Origin of the sequence: Actinomyces qiguomingii (genome assembly GCF_004102025.1) — a bacterium.
GTDB classification, from domain to species: domain Bacteria; phylum Actinomycetota; class Actinomycetes; order Actinomycetales; family Actinomycetaceae; genus Actinomyces; species Actinomyces qiguomingii.
Window position 1 is genome coordinate 2,088,701 of the sequence record NZ_CP025228.1, and the last position, 15,787, is coordinate 2,104,487.

General features: G+C 66.3%; 12 protein-coding genes and 1 tRNA gene. 8 read left to right on the plus strand and 5 right to left on the minus strand.

All coding sequences use genetic code 11. The annotated features are described in order from the left end of the window. Positions 1–78 precede the first annotated feature (78 nt). Positions 79–930 (plus strand): ion channel, encoded by an 852-nt coding sequence (locus tag CWT10_RS08580; RefSeq protein ID WP_103062831.1) that lies wholly within the window; start codon positions 79–81, stop codon positions 928–930. On the opposite strand, the gene CWT10_RS08585 is transcribed toward CWT10_RS08580, so the two are convergent. Together CWT10_RS08585 and CWT10_RS08590 are read right to left on the minus strand one after the other, a co-directional pair. Next, positions 892–963, minus strand: a tRNA-Asn gene (locus tag CWT10_RS08585). The genes CWT10_RS08580 and CWT10_RS08585 overlap by 39 nt on opposite strands. Before the next feature lie 91 nt (positions 964–1,054). After that, positions 1,055–1,657: a hypothetical protein gene (locus tag CWT10_RS08590; protein ID WP_128683365.1), complete on the minus strand. Its 603-nt coding sequence runs from the start codon at positions 1,655–1,657 to the stop codon at positions 1,055–1,057. A 153-nt stretch (positions 1,658–1,810) separates the two neighbouring features. On the opposite strand from CWT10_RS08590, the gene def reads away from it, so the two are divergent. Beyond that, entirely contained in the window at positions 1,811–2,302 is a 492-nt protein-coding gene (gene def, locus CWT10_RS08595; RefSeq protein WP_103062756.1) for a peptide deformylase, read from the plus strand. 78 nt (positions 2,303–2,380) lie between these two features. Here the strand turns inward: def and dnaG are convergent, their stop codons facing one another. Together dnaG and CWT10_RS08605 are read right to left on the minus strand one after the other, a co-directional pair. Further along, positions 2,381–4,399 (minus strand): DNA primase, encoded by a 2,019-nt coding sequence (dnaG, locus tag CWT10_RS08600; protein WP_103062755.1) that lies wholly within the window; start codon positions 4,397–4,399, stop codon positions 2,381–2,383. A 62-nt stretch (positions 4,400–4,461) separates the two neighbouring features. Next, on the minus strand, positions 4,462–5,796 hold the full coding sequence (locus CWT10_RS08605; RefSeq protein ID WP_103062754.1) for a deoxyguanosinetriphosphate triphosphohydrolase: 1,335 nt from the start codon (positions 5,794–5,796) through the stop codon (positions 4,462–4,464). A gap of 176 nt (positions 5,797–5,972) precedes the next feature. Here CWT10_RS08605 and CWT10_RS08610 point away from each other — a divergent pair, with 176 nt between their 5' ends. The 6 genes from CWT10_RS08610 (at position 5,973) to CWT10_RS08635 (ending at position 14,502) form a co-directional block, all read left to right on the plus strand. Further along, positions 5,973–7,202 (plus strand): alpha-amylase family protein, encoded by a 1,230-nt coding sequence (locus CWT10_RS08610; RefSeq protein WP_103062753.1) that lies wholly within the window; start codon positions 5,973–5,975, stop codon positions 7,200–7,202. 119 nt (positions 7,203–7,321) lie between these two features. Continuing rightward, positions 7,322–8,614, plus strand: a complete 1,293-nt coding sequence (locus CWT10_RS08615) for a sugar ABC transporter substrate-binding protein (protein ID WP_103062752.1) — start codon at positions 7,322–7,324, stop codon at positions 8,612–8,614. 200 nt (positions 8,615–8,814) lie between these two features. Further along, entirely contained in the window at positions 8,815–10,458 is a 1,644-nt protein-coding gene (locus CWT10_RS08620; RefSeq protein WP_233188098.1) for an ABC transporter permease subunit, read from the plus strand. Between the two features lie 25 nt (positions 10,459–10,483). Further along, positions 10,484–11,419, plus strand: coding sequence for a sugar ABC transporter permease (locus CWT10_RS08625; protein WP_103062751.1), 936 nt, complete (start codon positions 10,484–10,486; stop codon positions 11,417–11,419). A gap of 15 nt (positions 11,420–11,434) precedes the next feature. Continuing rightward, a complete protein-coding gene (locus tag CWT10_RS08630; RefSeq protein ID WP_103062750.1) occupies positions 11,435–13,393 on the plus strand; it encodes an alpha-amylase family glycosyl hydrolase in 1,959 nt (652 codons plus the stop codon). Positions 13,394–13,479: 86 nt separating this feature from the next. Further along, positions 13,480–14,502: a LacI family DNA-binding transcriptional regulator gene (locus CWT10_RS08635; protein ID WP_103062829.1), complete on the plus strand. Its 1,023-nt coding sequence runs from the start codon at positions 13,480–13,482 to the stop codon at positions 14,500–14,502. 65 nt (positions 14,503–14,567) lie between these two features. Here the strand turns inward: CWT10_RS08635 and CWT10_RS08640 are convergent, their stop codons facing one another. Continuing rightward, on the minus strand, positions 14,568–15,746 hold the full coding sequence (locus CWT10_RS08640) for a glycerate kinase (RefSeq protein ID WP_233188097.1): 1,179 nt from the start codon (positions 15,744–15,746) through the stop codon (positions 14,568–14,570). Positions 15,747–15,787: the final 41 nt, after the last annotated feature.

The following is a 15,787-nucleotide window of genomic DNA, read 5'->3' on the forward strand; positions in this document are numbered from 1 at the left end:
ACGGCTCGTGACTGGATCATGCCAGAGCCGACGGCGCAAAGCCAGTCGCCGGGCCGCCTTGGCTCTAGGATCACCTACATGCCCGCTGAAACGAAACACTCTCGACAGCGGTTGTTGAGCCTGTGGGAACGTGCCACCGAATGGCCACTCATCACCGCCGCCGTCATCTTCCTCATCGTCTACGCCTGGGAGGTCATCGCGGATCTTCAGGGCCCTGCGCGTCGCCTCCCCGAGACGGTGATGAACATCGTGTGGGCCGTGTTCGCCGTGGACTACTGCGTGCGTTTCGCACTGGCCTCCGATCGGCCGCATTGGTTCACCCATCACTTGCCCGACCTCGCAGTGGTGGTGCTGCCCATGTTGCGACCGTTGCGGCTGGTTAGGTTGCTGGCACTGATCGGGGTCCTTCGCCGCAGCGCCGGAACCGCCCTGCGGGGACGCATCACCGCTTATACCGCCGGGAGCGTCGCACTGCTCTCTTTCGTGGCCTCACTGGCGGTATTGGATGCCGAACGGGCAGCGCCGGGCGCATCGATAACCACATTCCCGGACGCCGTGTGGTGGTCGCTGGTCACTATCACCACGGTCGGGTACGGCGACCTTGTACCTGTGACGACGGTCGGCCGATGCACCGCCATACTGCTCATGATCGGTGGCGTGGCCGTGATCGGCGTGGTCACCGCCACCCTCGCCTCCTGGATCGTCTCCCTGGTCAATGAGGAGAGCCAAGAACAGGAAGCGGCTACACAGGCGCAGGTGACCGCACTACAGGACCAGGTTTCGGCTCTTTCAGAGCAGTTGCGAGCATTGACGCCGTCGCGCACCGCCACGGCGAGCATGCACCCTGGAAACAACGGAACCCCGGCCGCTGGGGACCGGGGTTCGGCTGGGCTCCCGCGGTTGGACTCGAACCAACAACCGTCCGATTAACAGTCGGATGCTCTGCCATTGAGCTACGCGGGATCGCACCGGGTGCGGGTGGAACTGTAGCAAGCCGGTGGCGCGAAGGTCGAATTGAGTCCCGTCTTCGGCGCGGCGCCATGACGCCGGAAAATCAGATTGTGGGAAGCCCCACACCGTCTCGAGCGCGCCTGCGCAGCTCAGCCAAGACGGCTCTCCCCCTCGCATCCAGCCCCGCCAAGGCATGGGCGGGCAGGTCGCTGGCCAGGTACAGCTCCCCCTCCGGGTCCCGGCGGACGCTTACCGTCACTTGCTTACCGTCGGGCAGGGTACCGGTCACGGAATGGACCAGAGCCGACTCGACCCCCTGTCGCAGCGCCCGGGCGAAAGGCGCGACGTCCACCCGCACGGTTACCTCTCCTTGGCTGATCTCGGCAGGGACCACCAGCAGCAGCGGTCCAGAATCGTCGGTCCAATTCAGGGTGAAGGTCGACACCTCCGAGTCCCAACGACCGCGTTCCACCTCGTGCCAACCCTTACGCACCTCCACGCCGTCGCGGCCCACCACGGTAAGAAAGCGAGTAGTCGCCACCGCCCAGCGGGAGGCGTCGTCGGAAAGCGGCACCGCCCCTAACACCCGCCCATCGGCCGATACCAGCGCGGACAGTTCCGGCGGGAGTGTGGCTCGACGTCGCAGGCGCGCAACAATGCCGGACGGTGCTGCGGACTGGGGGGAGGCTTTGCGCGAGCGGGTCACGACCCCAGGCTAGATGATCGAGCAGTGCAACTCGTCGCCAGGCGCGTTATCGACCGATCTCGATGGTCAGATCGACCGATCTCGATGGTCAGATCGACCGATCTCGATGGTTAGATCGACCGATCTCGGTGGCTGACGTGCGAGGATGTACCCATGGCTTACCGCGACATCCGCATAATCGGCGATCCGGTGCTGCGCACCGTTTGCGACCCGATCACCGACATCGACGACTCCGTCAAGGCATTGGTGGAGGACCTACTCCAGACCGTCGACGAGGACGGACGCGCAGGCCTGGCCGCCAATCAGATCGGAGTGAGTCTGCGCGCCTTCTCCTGGCATGTCGACGGAGAGATCGGCTACATCCTCAATCCGCGGATCGTTGAGTTGTCGGAGGACGAGTTCCAGGACGGCGACGAGGGCTGTCTGTCGGTGCCCGGCCTGTGGTTCCCCACCGAGCGCGCCTGGTATGCGCGCGCCGAGGGCATTGACCTGGACGGCAAGAAGGTAGTTGTGGAGGGCGAGGAGCTCATGGGACGCTGCATCCAGCACGAATGTGACCACCTTGACGGCCGCTTGTACCTGGATCGACTGTCCCGCAAGAATCGGGCACAGGCTATGCGAGAATTGCGCGAACGCGGCCTGTAGTCCCGCCGCGGGCCGGTACGAACCAGGTTCCGGTACGCGCCACGCGCCAGAAGGCCTCGCACCGACGCGTGGTGCGGTTCATGCCTGTCGGGCCATCTGCATACGCCGGTTCTCCAGGCCGGTTATCTCCTCGAAGACCTCCCGGTACCCGGCGTCATTCGGGCTCATGCGCCGCTGGCGGGAACGCAATTCCGTCAGTCGCCGATTGATACCGGTGCGGGCCAGGGCGGACAGTACGCCGGAGACGTAGCGCTCGACGGCGTCCGGGTCGGCCTCACCTTCCCGGTTGCCTCGTGGGGCGGGCAGTGGCAACGGGGCGACGGCGAGTTCGGTGACCGCCGCACCCACCGGACCGTAGGCCCCGGCGCGCACCCGCTCCAGCCAGCGGGTGGTGGCGCGCTTGACGGCGTCGGGTCCGGCCAGTCCCGCGCTTAACGCGTGTTGCACGAGCTCATCGACCTGCGCGGCTCCGCCGGCCGCCTCGATGGCCTCAAAGACGGCACGGTGGATCGGTACGGAGAAGGCGACCGCGTTGATGTCGTCCGCGCCGATGCGCGCGGCGATCTGGGGGGCTTGCACAATCACTTCCAGCGCCCGCCGCTCCAGTTTCTCCACCGGGTCGGTCACCGGCGGCAGGCCGGGGCGATCCTCCGCCATCATCTGACCGATCGGCTCGGCAACGCCGTCGCCACCCGGAGCGCCGATAACCGAGCTGCCGGGCCGTGGGCCGCGCCGCTCGGCGGCCCGCACAGCCCCGACCGCCTCGCTCTCCGGCAGTCCCAACCAGCCCGCCAGACGTCTCGTGTACTCCCGTTTCAGGGCCCGGTCACGGATACCGGCGACTACGGGCGCCGCTGAACGCAGTCCCTGCACCCGCCCCTCGGCGGTGTCCAGGTTCAGGTTCGCCAGGGATGCGCGAATCACGAACTCGAATAGGGGCACACGCCGCCCGAGCAGGCGCGGTATGGCATCAGGCCCCTCCTCCATGCGCAGATCGCAGGGATCCAGTCCACGTGGTTCAACCGCTACGAAAGTCTGCGCGGCGAAGTGCTGATCCTCCCCGTAGGCACGCAGGGCCGCCTTCTGACCTGCGGCGTCGCCGTCGAAGGTGAAGATGATCTCGCCGCCGCGAACCCGGTTACCCGCGATCACCCCGGCGGAGGGATCGGCGGCATCGCCCAGCAGACGGCGCACGATGCGCACATGATCCGGACCGAAGGCAGTGCCGCAGGTGGCCACCGCAGTGGGTACTCCGGACAGATGCGCAGCCATGACATCGGTATAACCCTCGACGACGACGATCTGATGGGTGCGGGCGATCTCCGTCTTGGCCAGGTCGATCCCGTACAGCACCTGCCCCTTGTGGTAGATGGCTGTCTCAGGGGTGTTGAGGTATTTGGGAACGGTCTTGTCCGCATCCGACAGCCGACGCCCGCCAAAGCCGACCGGGGCTCCGGTAACGTCATGGATGGGCCATACCAGCCGATCCCGGAAGCGATCGTAGACGCGGCCGGAGCTGCCGCGCCCGCACAGCCCTGACTCAACCAGCTCCCGCTCGGTAAAACCGTGGGAACGCAGCAGATTGGCCAGGTTGTCCCAGCCCTCCGGGGCGTAGCCCACGCCGAAGTGGGCGGCGGCACTGCGGTCGAAGCCTCGGCCGGTGAGGAAATCACGGCCCGCCTGGGCGGCAGGCGTGGCTAGTTGCTCTTGGAACCAGGCCTCGGCCAGACGGTTTGCCTCCAGCAGCCGCTGCCGGGTCCCCGGCTCAATGCCCCGCTTGACGGCGCCGCCCTGTTCATATCGCAGCTGCACGCCCACGCGGCCAGCCAGGTACTCCACTGCCTCGGTGAAAGACAGATGGTTGATCTTCTGCACGAAGTCGAAGACGTCGCCACCCTCACCACAACCGAAGCAGTGCCACAGCCCCAGTTGAGGACGTACGTTGAAGGAGGGGGTGCGCTCATCGTGGAAGGGGCACAGCCCTTTCAAGGCGCCCACGCCCGCGCTCTTGAGCGTGACGTGCTCGCCGACGACGTCCTCGATCTTGGCGCGCTCACGCACCGCATCGATGTCCTCGCGCTTGATCAGTCCCGCCATAGTCCCATCCTAGGCGAGGGCTGCTAAACGAACCGTGGCCCCGATCGCAGCGACCGACCCGCCTAGAACGCGGACAGCATTCCACACAGACGTGCATGCCAGGCCTGTGCGGAGGTGTCCGTCAGGGAGGCGATCTGGTCCACCACGGCACGCAACCGTCCGGCGTCATCGGCCGCCTCGTTCCAGGCCTGAGCGAAAACGGGCTCCAGGTGCCGGCCTCCCGCCTCGAGCAGGACGTCGGCCAGATCGAACAACTCGGTGCGCTGACGCAGATACACGGGCTCATGCTCACGGGGCGCCATTACGTAGCGCACCGCCGCACCCTTCAGGACCATGATCTCGGCGGCCGTCTGCTCGGGGATGACCAGGTCTGCGTCATAGCGGGTCAGCGGCCCGTAACCGAAGACCTCCCTGGTGGCACCTGCGACGGCAGAGATGAAGCGGCCGATGAGCTGACTGGTCAGGTTCTTCAATCGCGCCGCATCCGCGAGCGCCCCGCTGTAAGAACGGATCCAGAACGGCTGGCGGACCAGTCGCTCCCAGGCCGCGCCGAGAGTGTCGGCGCTCATGGAGCCGCCGTACCAGGAGCGAGTTGCATCCACCAATGTGACGATCTCAGCGCTATCGGCCAGCAGGGCGGGATCCATTCTGAATAGGGCGATGGCGTCCTCCACGTCGTGGACCGAATAGCCGACATCATCGGAGAAGTCCATGATCTGGGCCTCCAGGCACCTGCGGCCCGCCGGGGCGTCGGTGCGCATCCAAGCGAAGATCTCACGGTCCTGCTCATAGCAGCTGTATTTGTTAGCGGAGCGTCCGGCGGGGCCGCCCGGCCCCTCCCCCTTGGTCCAGGGGTACTTGGCGACGGCGTCCAAGCCGGCCCGGGTCAGGTTCACCCCCACACCGCGGCCGGTGGAGTCCAGCGTCTTGGGCTCTAGGCGGGTCAGGATGCGGAAGGTCTGGGCATTGCCCTCGAAACCCCCGATGGACTGGGCCACCACATCCAGCGCCTGCTCCCCGTTATGACCGTAGGGCGGGTGGCCCAGGTCGTGGGACAGGCAGGCGGCGTCGACCAGATCGGGATCGCAGCCCAGTGCCTGGCCCAGGGCGCGACCCACCTGGGCGACCTCCAGGGAGTGGGTCAGGCGGGTGCGCACAAAGTCGTCGCTGGAAGGCCCCAGCACCTGGGTCTTGGCGCCCAGGCGGCGCAGAGCGGAGGAGTGAAGTATTCGGGCCCGATCACGCTCGAAGGGGGTGCGTTGGGGATTCTTGGGCGGTTCGGGCACGAAGCGTGCCACGTCGGTGGCGCCGTAACCGATCAGATCGCCGGTGTCCTCGTCCGCGCCGCCCACGCCGGGCCACACCGCGCCTGGGGGGTGCTCTTGTGAGACGGACATGAGTCCAACGTATCGCAGGACGTGGCGGCAGCGTTCCTGACGGCGGGTTACTATGGCTCAGGCCGTCGCTGTACGGCTTTGCAGGATGTCTTGTCACTGGGACTCGCACACGGCCCCCGCGGGCCGGGTGTGGCCCGCAGGTCCGGGTAGCTCCCGGCGGAAGGGAACCGGTTGCCGTGACCACCATGACGACGCTCATCCACCGCGCATACGCCGGTCCGGCACAGTGGTGGCGCAACGGGCTCGTGTATGAGATCGCCTCACCCGAGCTCGGCGCCGAGCAACTGGACGGCCTGGGCGGCATCTGCGAGCATGTCGTCTCCCTGGGCTTCGACGCCATCCTGCTGCGTCCCTCCCGGCTCGCCACCAACTCCGCCACGACGGTCTTCCACCGTTTCGCCGAGCGTGCCCACGAGGTGGGCCTACGCGTGATCGTCCGGATCTCCGGCGCCCTGGGCCCGGTGACGGGCTTGTACGCCCGCCAGGACAACCAGATCATCACCGGCCACGAGCGCGACTACGAAGGGCTGGTCGAACGGTCCGCGAGCTTCCTGGCCGGCGGTGCCGACGGCGTGGACCTGGGCATGATCATCCCGCCGGAGGTGTCGGATGAGTCCGACCTGGAGCGCCTCAGCGAGTACTTCACGGCCGTGCAGTCCCTACTGGCCGAGTACGTGCCCGAGGGCACACTCGGTGCCGATGTGTCGGCCAGCTACCCTGACGCACTGCGCCACCATTTGCAGGACGACTGGCTGCATCACCTGCGCGATGATCGCCTCATGCTCTCCCGCTGGGATCGGGAGTCACTCACCGCTGCCATCACGGGCTCACTGGCGGAGCACGACCGTTTCGGCGCCCCTCCCGTGTGGCGCTATCTACCCAGCTACCGTCTGTTGGACTCGGTGAGGCCCGGTGACGGGAATCGCTGGTTCGAGACCGCCCCCGGCCCACAGCTGCGCCGACGCGCCTTGGCCCTGCAGGCTCTTGTGCTGGCGCTGCCCGGCGCCGTCTATCTGCGCCAGGGGGATGAGATCGGCATGCCGGACGAGGACAGGCCGCTAGACCCGTTGGCACTGGCCGAGGTCGTTAATTCCCTGGCTGCCTCCCAGGGCTCCGAGTTCGGCTCTCCACTGGCCACCGTCCGCCATGCCACCTACGTGCGTCGTGAGCATAACCTGGCGGCAGCGCCCTTCGCCTTTGTCGAGGGGCTGGAGTGGTGCCCTCGGGACGTGCTGGTGGCGTTGACTCGGGATGTACTGGTGCTGGTCAACACCTCGCCGCGGGCGCTGATGCTGCCCGAACACGCCGAGGTGCTGCTGTCCTCGGCAGCTTTGGAACAGGATGGCGGCAGCCTGATAGTGCCGCCGACAACCACGGTGTGGACCGGAGCTGCCACTGTTGCCTGAGGCACCACTCTGCAACTTTTTTGCACCGCACCCCGGGTGTTCTTGCATGGCTTGCAGATGTGCGTTACATTTTTTCCCGTCATCTCATCAGCTCCATTCAGATTCGAAGGAGAATCACGGTGTCTCTCAATCGCCGGTCCTTCCTCTCCATGACCGCCATTGCCACCACCCTCGCCGCCGCTGCCGCATGCAGCTCCGACGACGCTCCCTCAGATGCAGGGTCATCCTCCGCTCAGGCCGATACTCCCCCGGCCGAGGGCGCCGAGGAACAGGTCGTCCGCGATGACAGCGCAGACCTGGTCATCTGGACCGATGAGGTCAAGGCGGGCGCGCTGAAGGACATCGCCCAGGAGTGGGGCAATAAGCAGGACATCAACGTCGCGGTGCAGATCGTCGCCGACGATCTCCAGGGCAACTTCATCGCCGCCAACTCCGCAGGCAACGGCCCGGACATGATCGTGGCCGCACACGATTGGATCGGCAACCTGGTCCAGAACGGCTCGATCTCCCCCATCACGCTGGACTCGGCCGCAGAGGCCAATTACAGCCAGATCGCCCTGGACGCGGTCACCTACAACGGGCAGTACTACGGCGTGCCCTATTGCGTGGAGACGCTGGCTCTGTACGTGAACAAGGACCTGACCGACGTTACCGCGCCGGCCACCATTGAGGAGCTGGCTGAGGCCGGCCAGGCCTCCGGCGCCGACCTCGTGCTCTCCCTTCCCGTGGGCGAGTCCGGTGACGCCTACCACATGCAGCCGCTGTACACCTCCGGCGGTGGATACCTGTTCGGCAAGAAGGACGACGGCTCCCTGGACGCCACCGACCTGGGCGTGGGCGGCGAGGGCTCAATTGCCGCCGCCGAGAAGATCGGGGCGCTGGGCCAGCAGAAGGTTTTGAGCAAGACCGTGAGCGGCGACAACGCCATCTCCTTGTTCACCGAGGGCAAGGCCGCCTACCTCATCTCCGGCCCCTGGGCCATCGCAGACATCACCAAAGCCGGTATCAACTACGAGGTATCCAAGATTCCCGGCTTCGAAGGCATGGGAGAGGCACGCCCCTTCGCCGGTGTCAACGCCTTCTTCGTCGCCAATGCCGGAAAGAACAAGGCCTTCGCAGAGACCTTCGCGGCCGAGATCGCCAAGGACTCCTCTATCGCCGAGGCCATGTACGCCATTAACCCGCTGCCTCCAGTCCAGCAGGATCTGGCCAAAAAGCTGGAGTCCAGCGACGCCAACATGGTCAAGTTCGTCGAGTTCGCCGCTGGTGCCGACCCGATGCCCTCCATTCCGGAGATGGCCGCCATCTGGGGACCGCTGGGAATGGCCGAGGCCAATATCGTCGACGGCGCCGATTCCAAGTCCACCATGACCAGCGCCGCAGAAGAGATCAAGTCCACGCTGGGACTGTGAGCCGTAGGGGGCAGGCGGCAGCCGTGCCGTCTGCCCCCACGGCCCTTGTGCCTATAGCCGGCCTGCATCACGCACCGCCTAGGGGCCGAGCGTCCAAGACTCCTGGACCGCTCGGCTCTCCTCGATCGGTTTCGCCCCGCCCCTGACCTGCCACCTCTGCTATCCATCTGTCTTTCAGGCTTATGAAAGGTCATTCGACGATGACGTCCCCAACCGCCCACACCGGCGGCGGCCGCGCGGCCTCAGGCGCGGACAACCCAGACAGCCCGCAGTCGCCTCCTAACCGCATGCCGCGGGAACGGACGACGACGATCCGCTCCGTGCTCGGGCGGATACTCGTCCTCGGTGCCGCCCTCGCCGTCGCGGCCTACCTGCTACCGCTGCTGTTCGCCGGGCGGATGTGGTTGTGGATGTTCATCGTGGTGGCGGCCACTGTCGCCATCTTCGTCCTGTTCTCCACCAGGCGGTTCATCCCCGGCAAGTACTTCTTCCCGGGCACCTTCTTTCTGGTGGTATTCCTGATCGTGCCGATAGTCATCACGGTCCAGACCGCCTTCACCAACTTCGGCGACGGCTTCCGCGGCACCAAGGAGGAGGCCATCACCACCATCACCAACAATTCCGTGGTCCAGGCCGCCGACTCCGCCCTGTACAACCTCTCCGTGGCCACCACCGGCAGCCTGGAGGAGGGTCCCTTCACCCTGTTCCTGGTCGATGCCGAAACCGGGGAGGTGTTGTACGGCGCCGATGGGGAGATGGTCCAGTCCGCCACCGAAATGGACGTCACGGTCACCGATGGCTACGTCACCGCCGCCGCCGGCTACACCGTCCTGAACGGCAAGCAGGTCAACACCGCCTATGACACGATCTCCAACCTGACTCTGTCGGTATCCGACACCAGCGCCATCAAGGTTCAGGGCGTGCGCTCGGCCTTCGAGGGCATCAAGACAATGGTGTACGACGAGCAGACCGACTCGATCACCAACACCCAGACGGGCGAGGTGTACACGGTACAGAAGATCGGCAACTCTGATTACTTCGTCAATGCCGACGGCGAACGCCTGGTCCAGTCCTGGAAGCAGGACATAGGACTGGCCAACTTCCAACGCCTGTTCGGCAACCAGAATCTGCTCAAGCAGCTGGGCGGAGCCTTCTCCTGGACCCTGATCTTCGCCGCCGGCTCCATGCTGTTCACCTTCCTCCTGGGCTACTTCCTGGCCCTTACCCTCAATGACGACCGCATCCGCGGCAAGAAGCTGTACCGCTCTCTGCTGCTGCTGCCCTATGCGGTTCCCGGCTTCATCTCCCTGCTGATCTGGTCGAACTTCTACAACCGGGACTTCGGTCTGATCAACGAGTTACTCAACCTGAACATCGACTGGCTCGGCAACCCGACCTGGGCGAAGATCGCTGTGCTGCTGACCAACACGTGGATGGGCTTCCCCTACATGTTCATCGTGTGCACCGGCGCTTTGCAGTCCATCCCCGATGAGCTGAAAGAGGCCGCGCGCATCGATGGAGCCTCCGGCTGGCAGACCACCACCCGCGTAATCACCCCGCTGCTGCTGGTCTCGGTCGCGCCCCTGCTCGTGAGCACTTTCGCCTTCAACTTCAACAACTTCAACGCCATCCAGTTGCTCACCGAGGGCGGCCCCTTCGCACCCGGTGAGTACACCCGCGGCGGAACCGACATCCTCATCTCCATGGTTTACCGCATCGCCTTCGGCGGATCGGGGGCCGACTACGGCTTCGCCTCGGCCGTATCCGTTGTCCTGTTCCTCATCACCGGCGTCCTGGCCGCGGCACAGTTCACCGCCACACGCCGCCTTGAGGACATCAACTGAACGCGCCAGAAGGAATTGATTGACAATGACTGAAGTTACAAGCTCCACTACTCGCCCGGCACCCAGCTCCCCCGAAACCACGGGAACAGAACCGAAGCAGAATCGGATGCCCTTCGGCCGCTGGTTCCGCGAAGTAGGCTGGCGCCACGTCGTTGGCGTACTGGCGCTCGTATTCGCCGCCTTCCCGATCCTGTACGTCGTCTCCGCCTCCCTGAACCCCCTGGGAACGGTGGCGTCGACCTCGCTGATCCCCAGCCGAGTGAGCCTGGTCAACTACCAGACGCTGCTCAATGGCACCAGGGGCCCCTTCATCCGCTGGTACTTGAACACCATGATCGTGTGCGCCGCGGTGGCGGCGATGCAGATCTTCTTCTCCGTGCTGGCCGCCTACGCCTTCAGCCGCTTCCGCTTCAAGGGCCGCCGCGGCGGACTGCTGGCGCTGCTGCTGATCATGATGTTTCCCGCCACCCTTTCAATGATCGCCATCTACAACATGATCTCCGACATCGGGGAGGTGCTTCCCTCAATCGGGTTGAACACGCTGCTGGGGTACTGTCTGGCCCTAATGGGTGGTGCACTGGGACAGGTCTGGCTGATCAAAGGCACCTTCGACACTATCCCCAAGGAGCTGGATGAGGCCGCCATCCTCGACGGCTGCACCCACTGGCAGGTCTTTTATCGGATCCTGCTGCCCTCCCTCAAGCCCATTCTGGCCACCACCTTCCTCCTGGCTTTCGTCGGCATCATCTCCGAGTTCATCCTGGGTTCAATCTTCCTGACCGACGATTCCAAGAAGACCCTGGCGGTCGGCCTGTACGGCATGCTCTCCGGCGACCGCTCCAACAACCTTGGCATCTTCGCCGCTGGCTCGGTTATGACCATGATTCCTGTGATCGCCCTGTTCCAGTATCTGCAGAAGTACATCGTGGGCGGCGCTACCGCCGGTGCGGTTAAGGGTTGAGCGAAGGCCCGTGTCATGACATGTCTGAACCACACGCGCTATCTGGCCCAGCCCCATCACGACACCGGCCCCGCCTACCTCCTGGGCGCGCGGCATCCGGGAGCCCGGCTGACCGCACGCTTGTGGGTGCCCTCCTCCTGGCAGCCCGAGCGCATCGTCCTGCGGCAGGTGATTGACGGAGAGCCGGACCTATCCTCGGCCCGGCCGGTGGCCAGTTCCGAAGCCGGCACCTGGTGGGAGGCGACCATCCGGCTCGTCAACCCGGTCAACCACTATCGCTTCTTGCTGCTGACCCCCGCCGCTGGCCACCCCTACATGTGGTTTCACGCCGCAGGCCTGTCCGATCATGACGTCCCCGATGCCACTGACTTTCGCGTCCTGGCCGCTGACGACGCCCCGGACTGGGTTCTTGACGCGGTGTGCTACCAGATCTTCCCGGACCGCTTCGCGGCCCGCATCCCACCCCGGGAGCGCATCGCTCCGGCCTGGGCACAATCGCACCACTGGCTGGATGAGCCGCCCGTCGCCGGTGACCCCAGCGCAGCGGCCTGGTACGGCGGGGACCTGGACGGCATCACCGACCACCTGAGCTATCTGCAGGGATTGGGCGTGAACACCGTCTACCTGACCCCGGTGTTCCCAGCCGGCTCTGTGCATCGCTACGACTCCACCAGTTTCGATCATGTCGATGCCCTGCTCGGAGGCGACGCGGCCCTGGCCCGCCTGTCGGAGGCACTGCACAGGCGCGGCATGCGCCTGCTGCTGGACCTGACCACCAACCACACCGGCGTCCGCCATGACTGGTTCCGCAGGGCGGTGTCCGACGCGGAGTCCGCCGAGGCCGGTTTCTACTCCTTTGAGCGTCACCCCGACCGGTACGCCACCTGGTTGGGAGTGGACTCCATGCCCAAACTCGACCACCGCTCCGAGGCCATGCGCGACCGGTTGCTGCGAGGAATGGATTCGGTGACCGCCCGCTGGCTGCGTCCGCCCTACAGCGCCGACGGCTGGCGCACGGATGTGGCCAATATGACCGGACGCAGCGGCATGGTCGACCTGGCTCATCAGGCCGCGGCAGACATGCGTGCCACCATGCGGCAGGTGGAGGCGGAAACCTCTCGAGGTCTGTGGCTGGTGGCCGAACACGGCCACGACGCCTCCGGCGACCTGACTGGAACGGGCTGGCACGGTACCATGAACTATCACGGCTTCACCCGACCACTGTGGTCCTGGCTGGCCGACCCCGACCCCGCCGATAACCTGAGCTGGCCGGGTGTTGACAACGGCATTCCCCGAATCCCGGCCGGCCCGGTCTCCCGGGGTGTGCGCCAGTATGCCGCCCGCATGCCCGGCACCTGCCTGACCCACTCCATGAACCTGCTGGGCTCGCACGACACGCCGCGTATCCGCACCGTGGTTGGCTCCCGTGAGGCCCAACTGGTGGCCGCCACCGCACTGTTCACGGCTCCCGGCGTGCCAACCGTGTTTTCCGGCGACGAACTCGGCGCCACCGGGCGCACCGGCGAGCACTCCCGCACCACCATGCCCTGGAGCCGTCCGCCGGGCAGCGCGCCCACAGACGAGCTGAATGATCGGGGCGCCTGGGGACCGGTCGACCGCGTCATGCTGGACCGCTACCGGCTGCTGGGGCGGCTCCGGCGCGAACTGCCGGCGCTTCGACGCGGCGGCATGCGTTGGGTGCATGCCGAGGATGACCTAATGGTCTGGCTGCGCACCCACCCGGAGGGAGACGTGCTGGTGGCCCTGGCCCGAGCGGGGGGAACCAGCTTGGATCTGCCGCTGGCTTCGCTTCCCGCCGGGGCGGTCGCTGCCGTGGAGGCGATGGACGGCATCGATATCACCGTCGTCGGCGCAATGGACGGCCGCCTGACCATAAACGCCACCGGCCCTGGCTCGGCGATCGTCATGCTGCGTCCCGGATACGCACCCACGGAGTCAGCCCGTAACCGCTAGGCGCGATACGCATGCCTGGCCTAACCCCGTTTCGAGTATGGACACTCACCAGCCGCAGCCGCTGATTTCCCCTTAGGATGGGCATCGTGCAACAGCGCATCACCCTTGCTGACATCGCCGAGCAGGCCGGTGTCTCCACCGCGACCGTCTCCCGGGTCCTGAACGGCAAGTCGAATGTCGCGGAAGTCACTCGCCGTCAGGTGCTGGTCGCCCTGGACCTACTCGGCTACGAGCGCCCCGAATCGCTCCGCCAGGCTTCCAAGGGCCTGGTGGGTCTGATCGTGCCCGAGTTGAGCAACCCGATCTTCCCGTTGTACGCCCAGGAGATTGAGCAGCTGCTGGCACCCAGCGGGCATACTCCGCTGCTTTGCACCCAGACGCCGGGCGGCACCAGTGAGGACGAGTACATCGAGATGCTCGTGGACCGGGGTGTAGCCGGCATTATCTTCGTATCCGGACGCCACTCAGACACCGGTGGAGACGTCACCCGCTACCAGCGGCTGCGGGAACGGGGGGTGCCGCTGGTGACCATCAACGGCAACGCCTCCACCATCAAGGTTCCCGGCTTCGCCACCGATGACCGGGCGGCGGCGCGCATGGCGGTAGATCACCTGGCCAGCCTGGGACACACCCGTATCGGCCTGGCAATAGGCCCCGGACGGATGGTCCCGGCCCAGCGTAAACGAGCCGGCTACGAGGACGGCATGCATAGTGATCTGCCGGACCAGTCGCTGCGTATCGTCGAGACCCTATACACCTATGAGGGCGGTGCCAGCGCCGCCGTTCGGCTGCTGGATCAGGACTGTACGGGCATCATCTGCGGTTCGGACATAATGGCACTGGGGGTCATCTCCGGTGTGCGCGCCTCCGGAAAGACCGTCCCGCAGGACGTGTCCGTGATCGGCTACGACGACTCCCCGCTGATCCCCATGACTAATCCGCCGCTGACCACCGTGCGTCAGCCGGTTGCCGCGATCTGCCGGGCTGCGGTCACCACCCTGATGGCGGCCATAGGCGGCGAGCAGCCGGCCGACACCGAGTTGCTTTTCACCCCCGACCTGATCGTGCGCGGGTCCACGGCCCCCGCTCCGCACACCCTCCTCCCCTGACCCACCCACCTCATCCAGATCGGCTGATTAACCATCGAGATCGGCTGATATGGCGATGATGTGCCTCAGCGGGACCATGTGCGCGCCAGGCGCGCCCCCATCTCAACAAGCCGCGCGCGCAGCTGGACGGCACCACCGGCATTCCAACCGCCCTCCCGGTTGCCGTCCGTTCCCTCCAACGAATAAGCCGATACCACACCCGCCGCGGCGAGCTCGCCACGCGGCGCCGCCATACGCCCCGCAATCAGCACTGTCGGCAGCGCCGAGTTAACGGCTGCCTCGCCAACCACCGCGACCACGCAGTCGGCAACAACATCAAAAACCTCTCCGGCCGCTGTTACCACCAGATCCTGACCGGCGACAGCCCCGTCCAGGTCCAACAGCCGGGCCATCACGCGGGGACCGGGTAGGGCGCGGGCCCCAAGTGCGCGCAACACCAGGGCCGCTCCCCCGCCTGCACCGGTGCCCCGGGAAACAACCGACGACGGCGAGGCCCCCTCAGCCCCTGCACCCACGATCGGCAGGGTTCCGCCTTGATTGGCGAAGGCCAGCTCGGCGATCCGCGACGCCGCCGCGCAGGCTTTCAGGTTCAGCTCCTGGGCTCGCTCCCCACTCAATGTGCTCACCTCGCTCAGCGCCTGGCCTGCGCCCGAGACACCGCCCAACGGGGTGTCATCAGCCAGGGCGAGTACCAGCTCGCGACCGGCAATCAGTGCACGCGCAGACTCCAGCCCACCGAGTGCTTCCAGCGCCCCGAGCCCGCCGTCATGCACAGCGGTTGACGCCAGGGTAACCACAAGCATGTCGCCGGGCGCCGTCAATCGCAGGGCGGCGGCCAGCGCCTGCCCCAGTCCCGCCGTCGTTCCTGATTGGGCCTCGAGTGAGGCCTGCTCGCGGTCAGCCGGCAGGGCCAGCAGTCGGGCCGCGTCCAGCAACCAGGTGGCACCCATAACGCCCCGGCGCGCGCTGCTCATTACCGCCGGTGCGGCGTGTTGCAGGCGTAGCAGATCCACCTCCCGGATCTGTCCGAGCGGCCCCGCCGCGTGCAGGGCGGTGCGGGAAGCGACCCGTGCTTCGGGAAGCGCCTGCGCCGTGCCGGGCCCGCCGTCGGGCAGCGGCAGGATCGTCACGACGTCGTCGGGCCTGTCGTGTGCCCAGCCGACGGCGATCTGTGCGGCCACACCGTGGGCGTCAAGCCCCAGCTCAGGCCCAGCCACTGGTACCCCGCCGGGCTCGGGGAACATGGGTCCCGGCGCCACGAGCACTCGCATACGTTCCGCCCCTA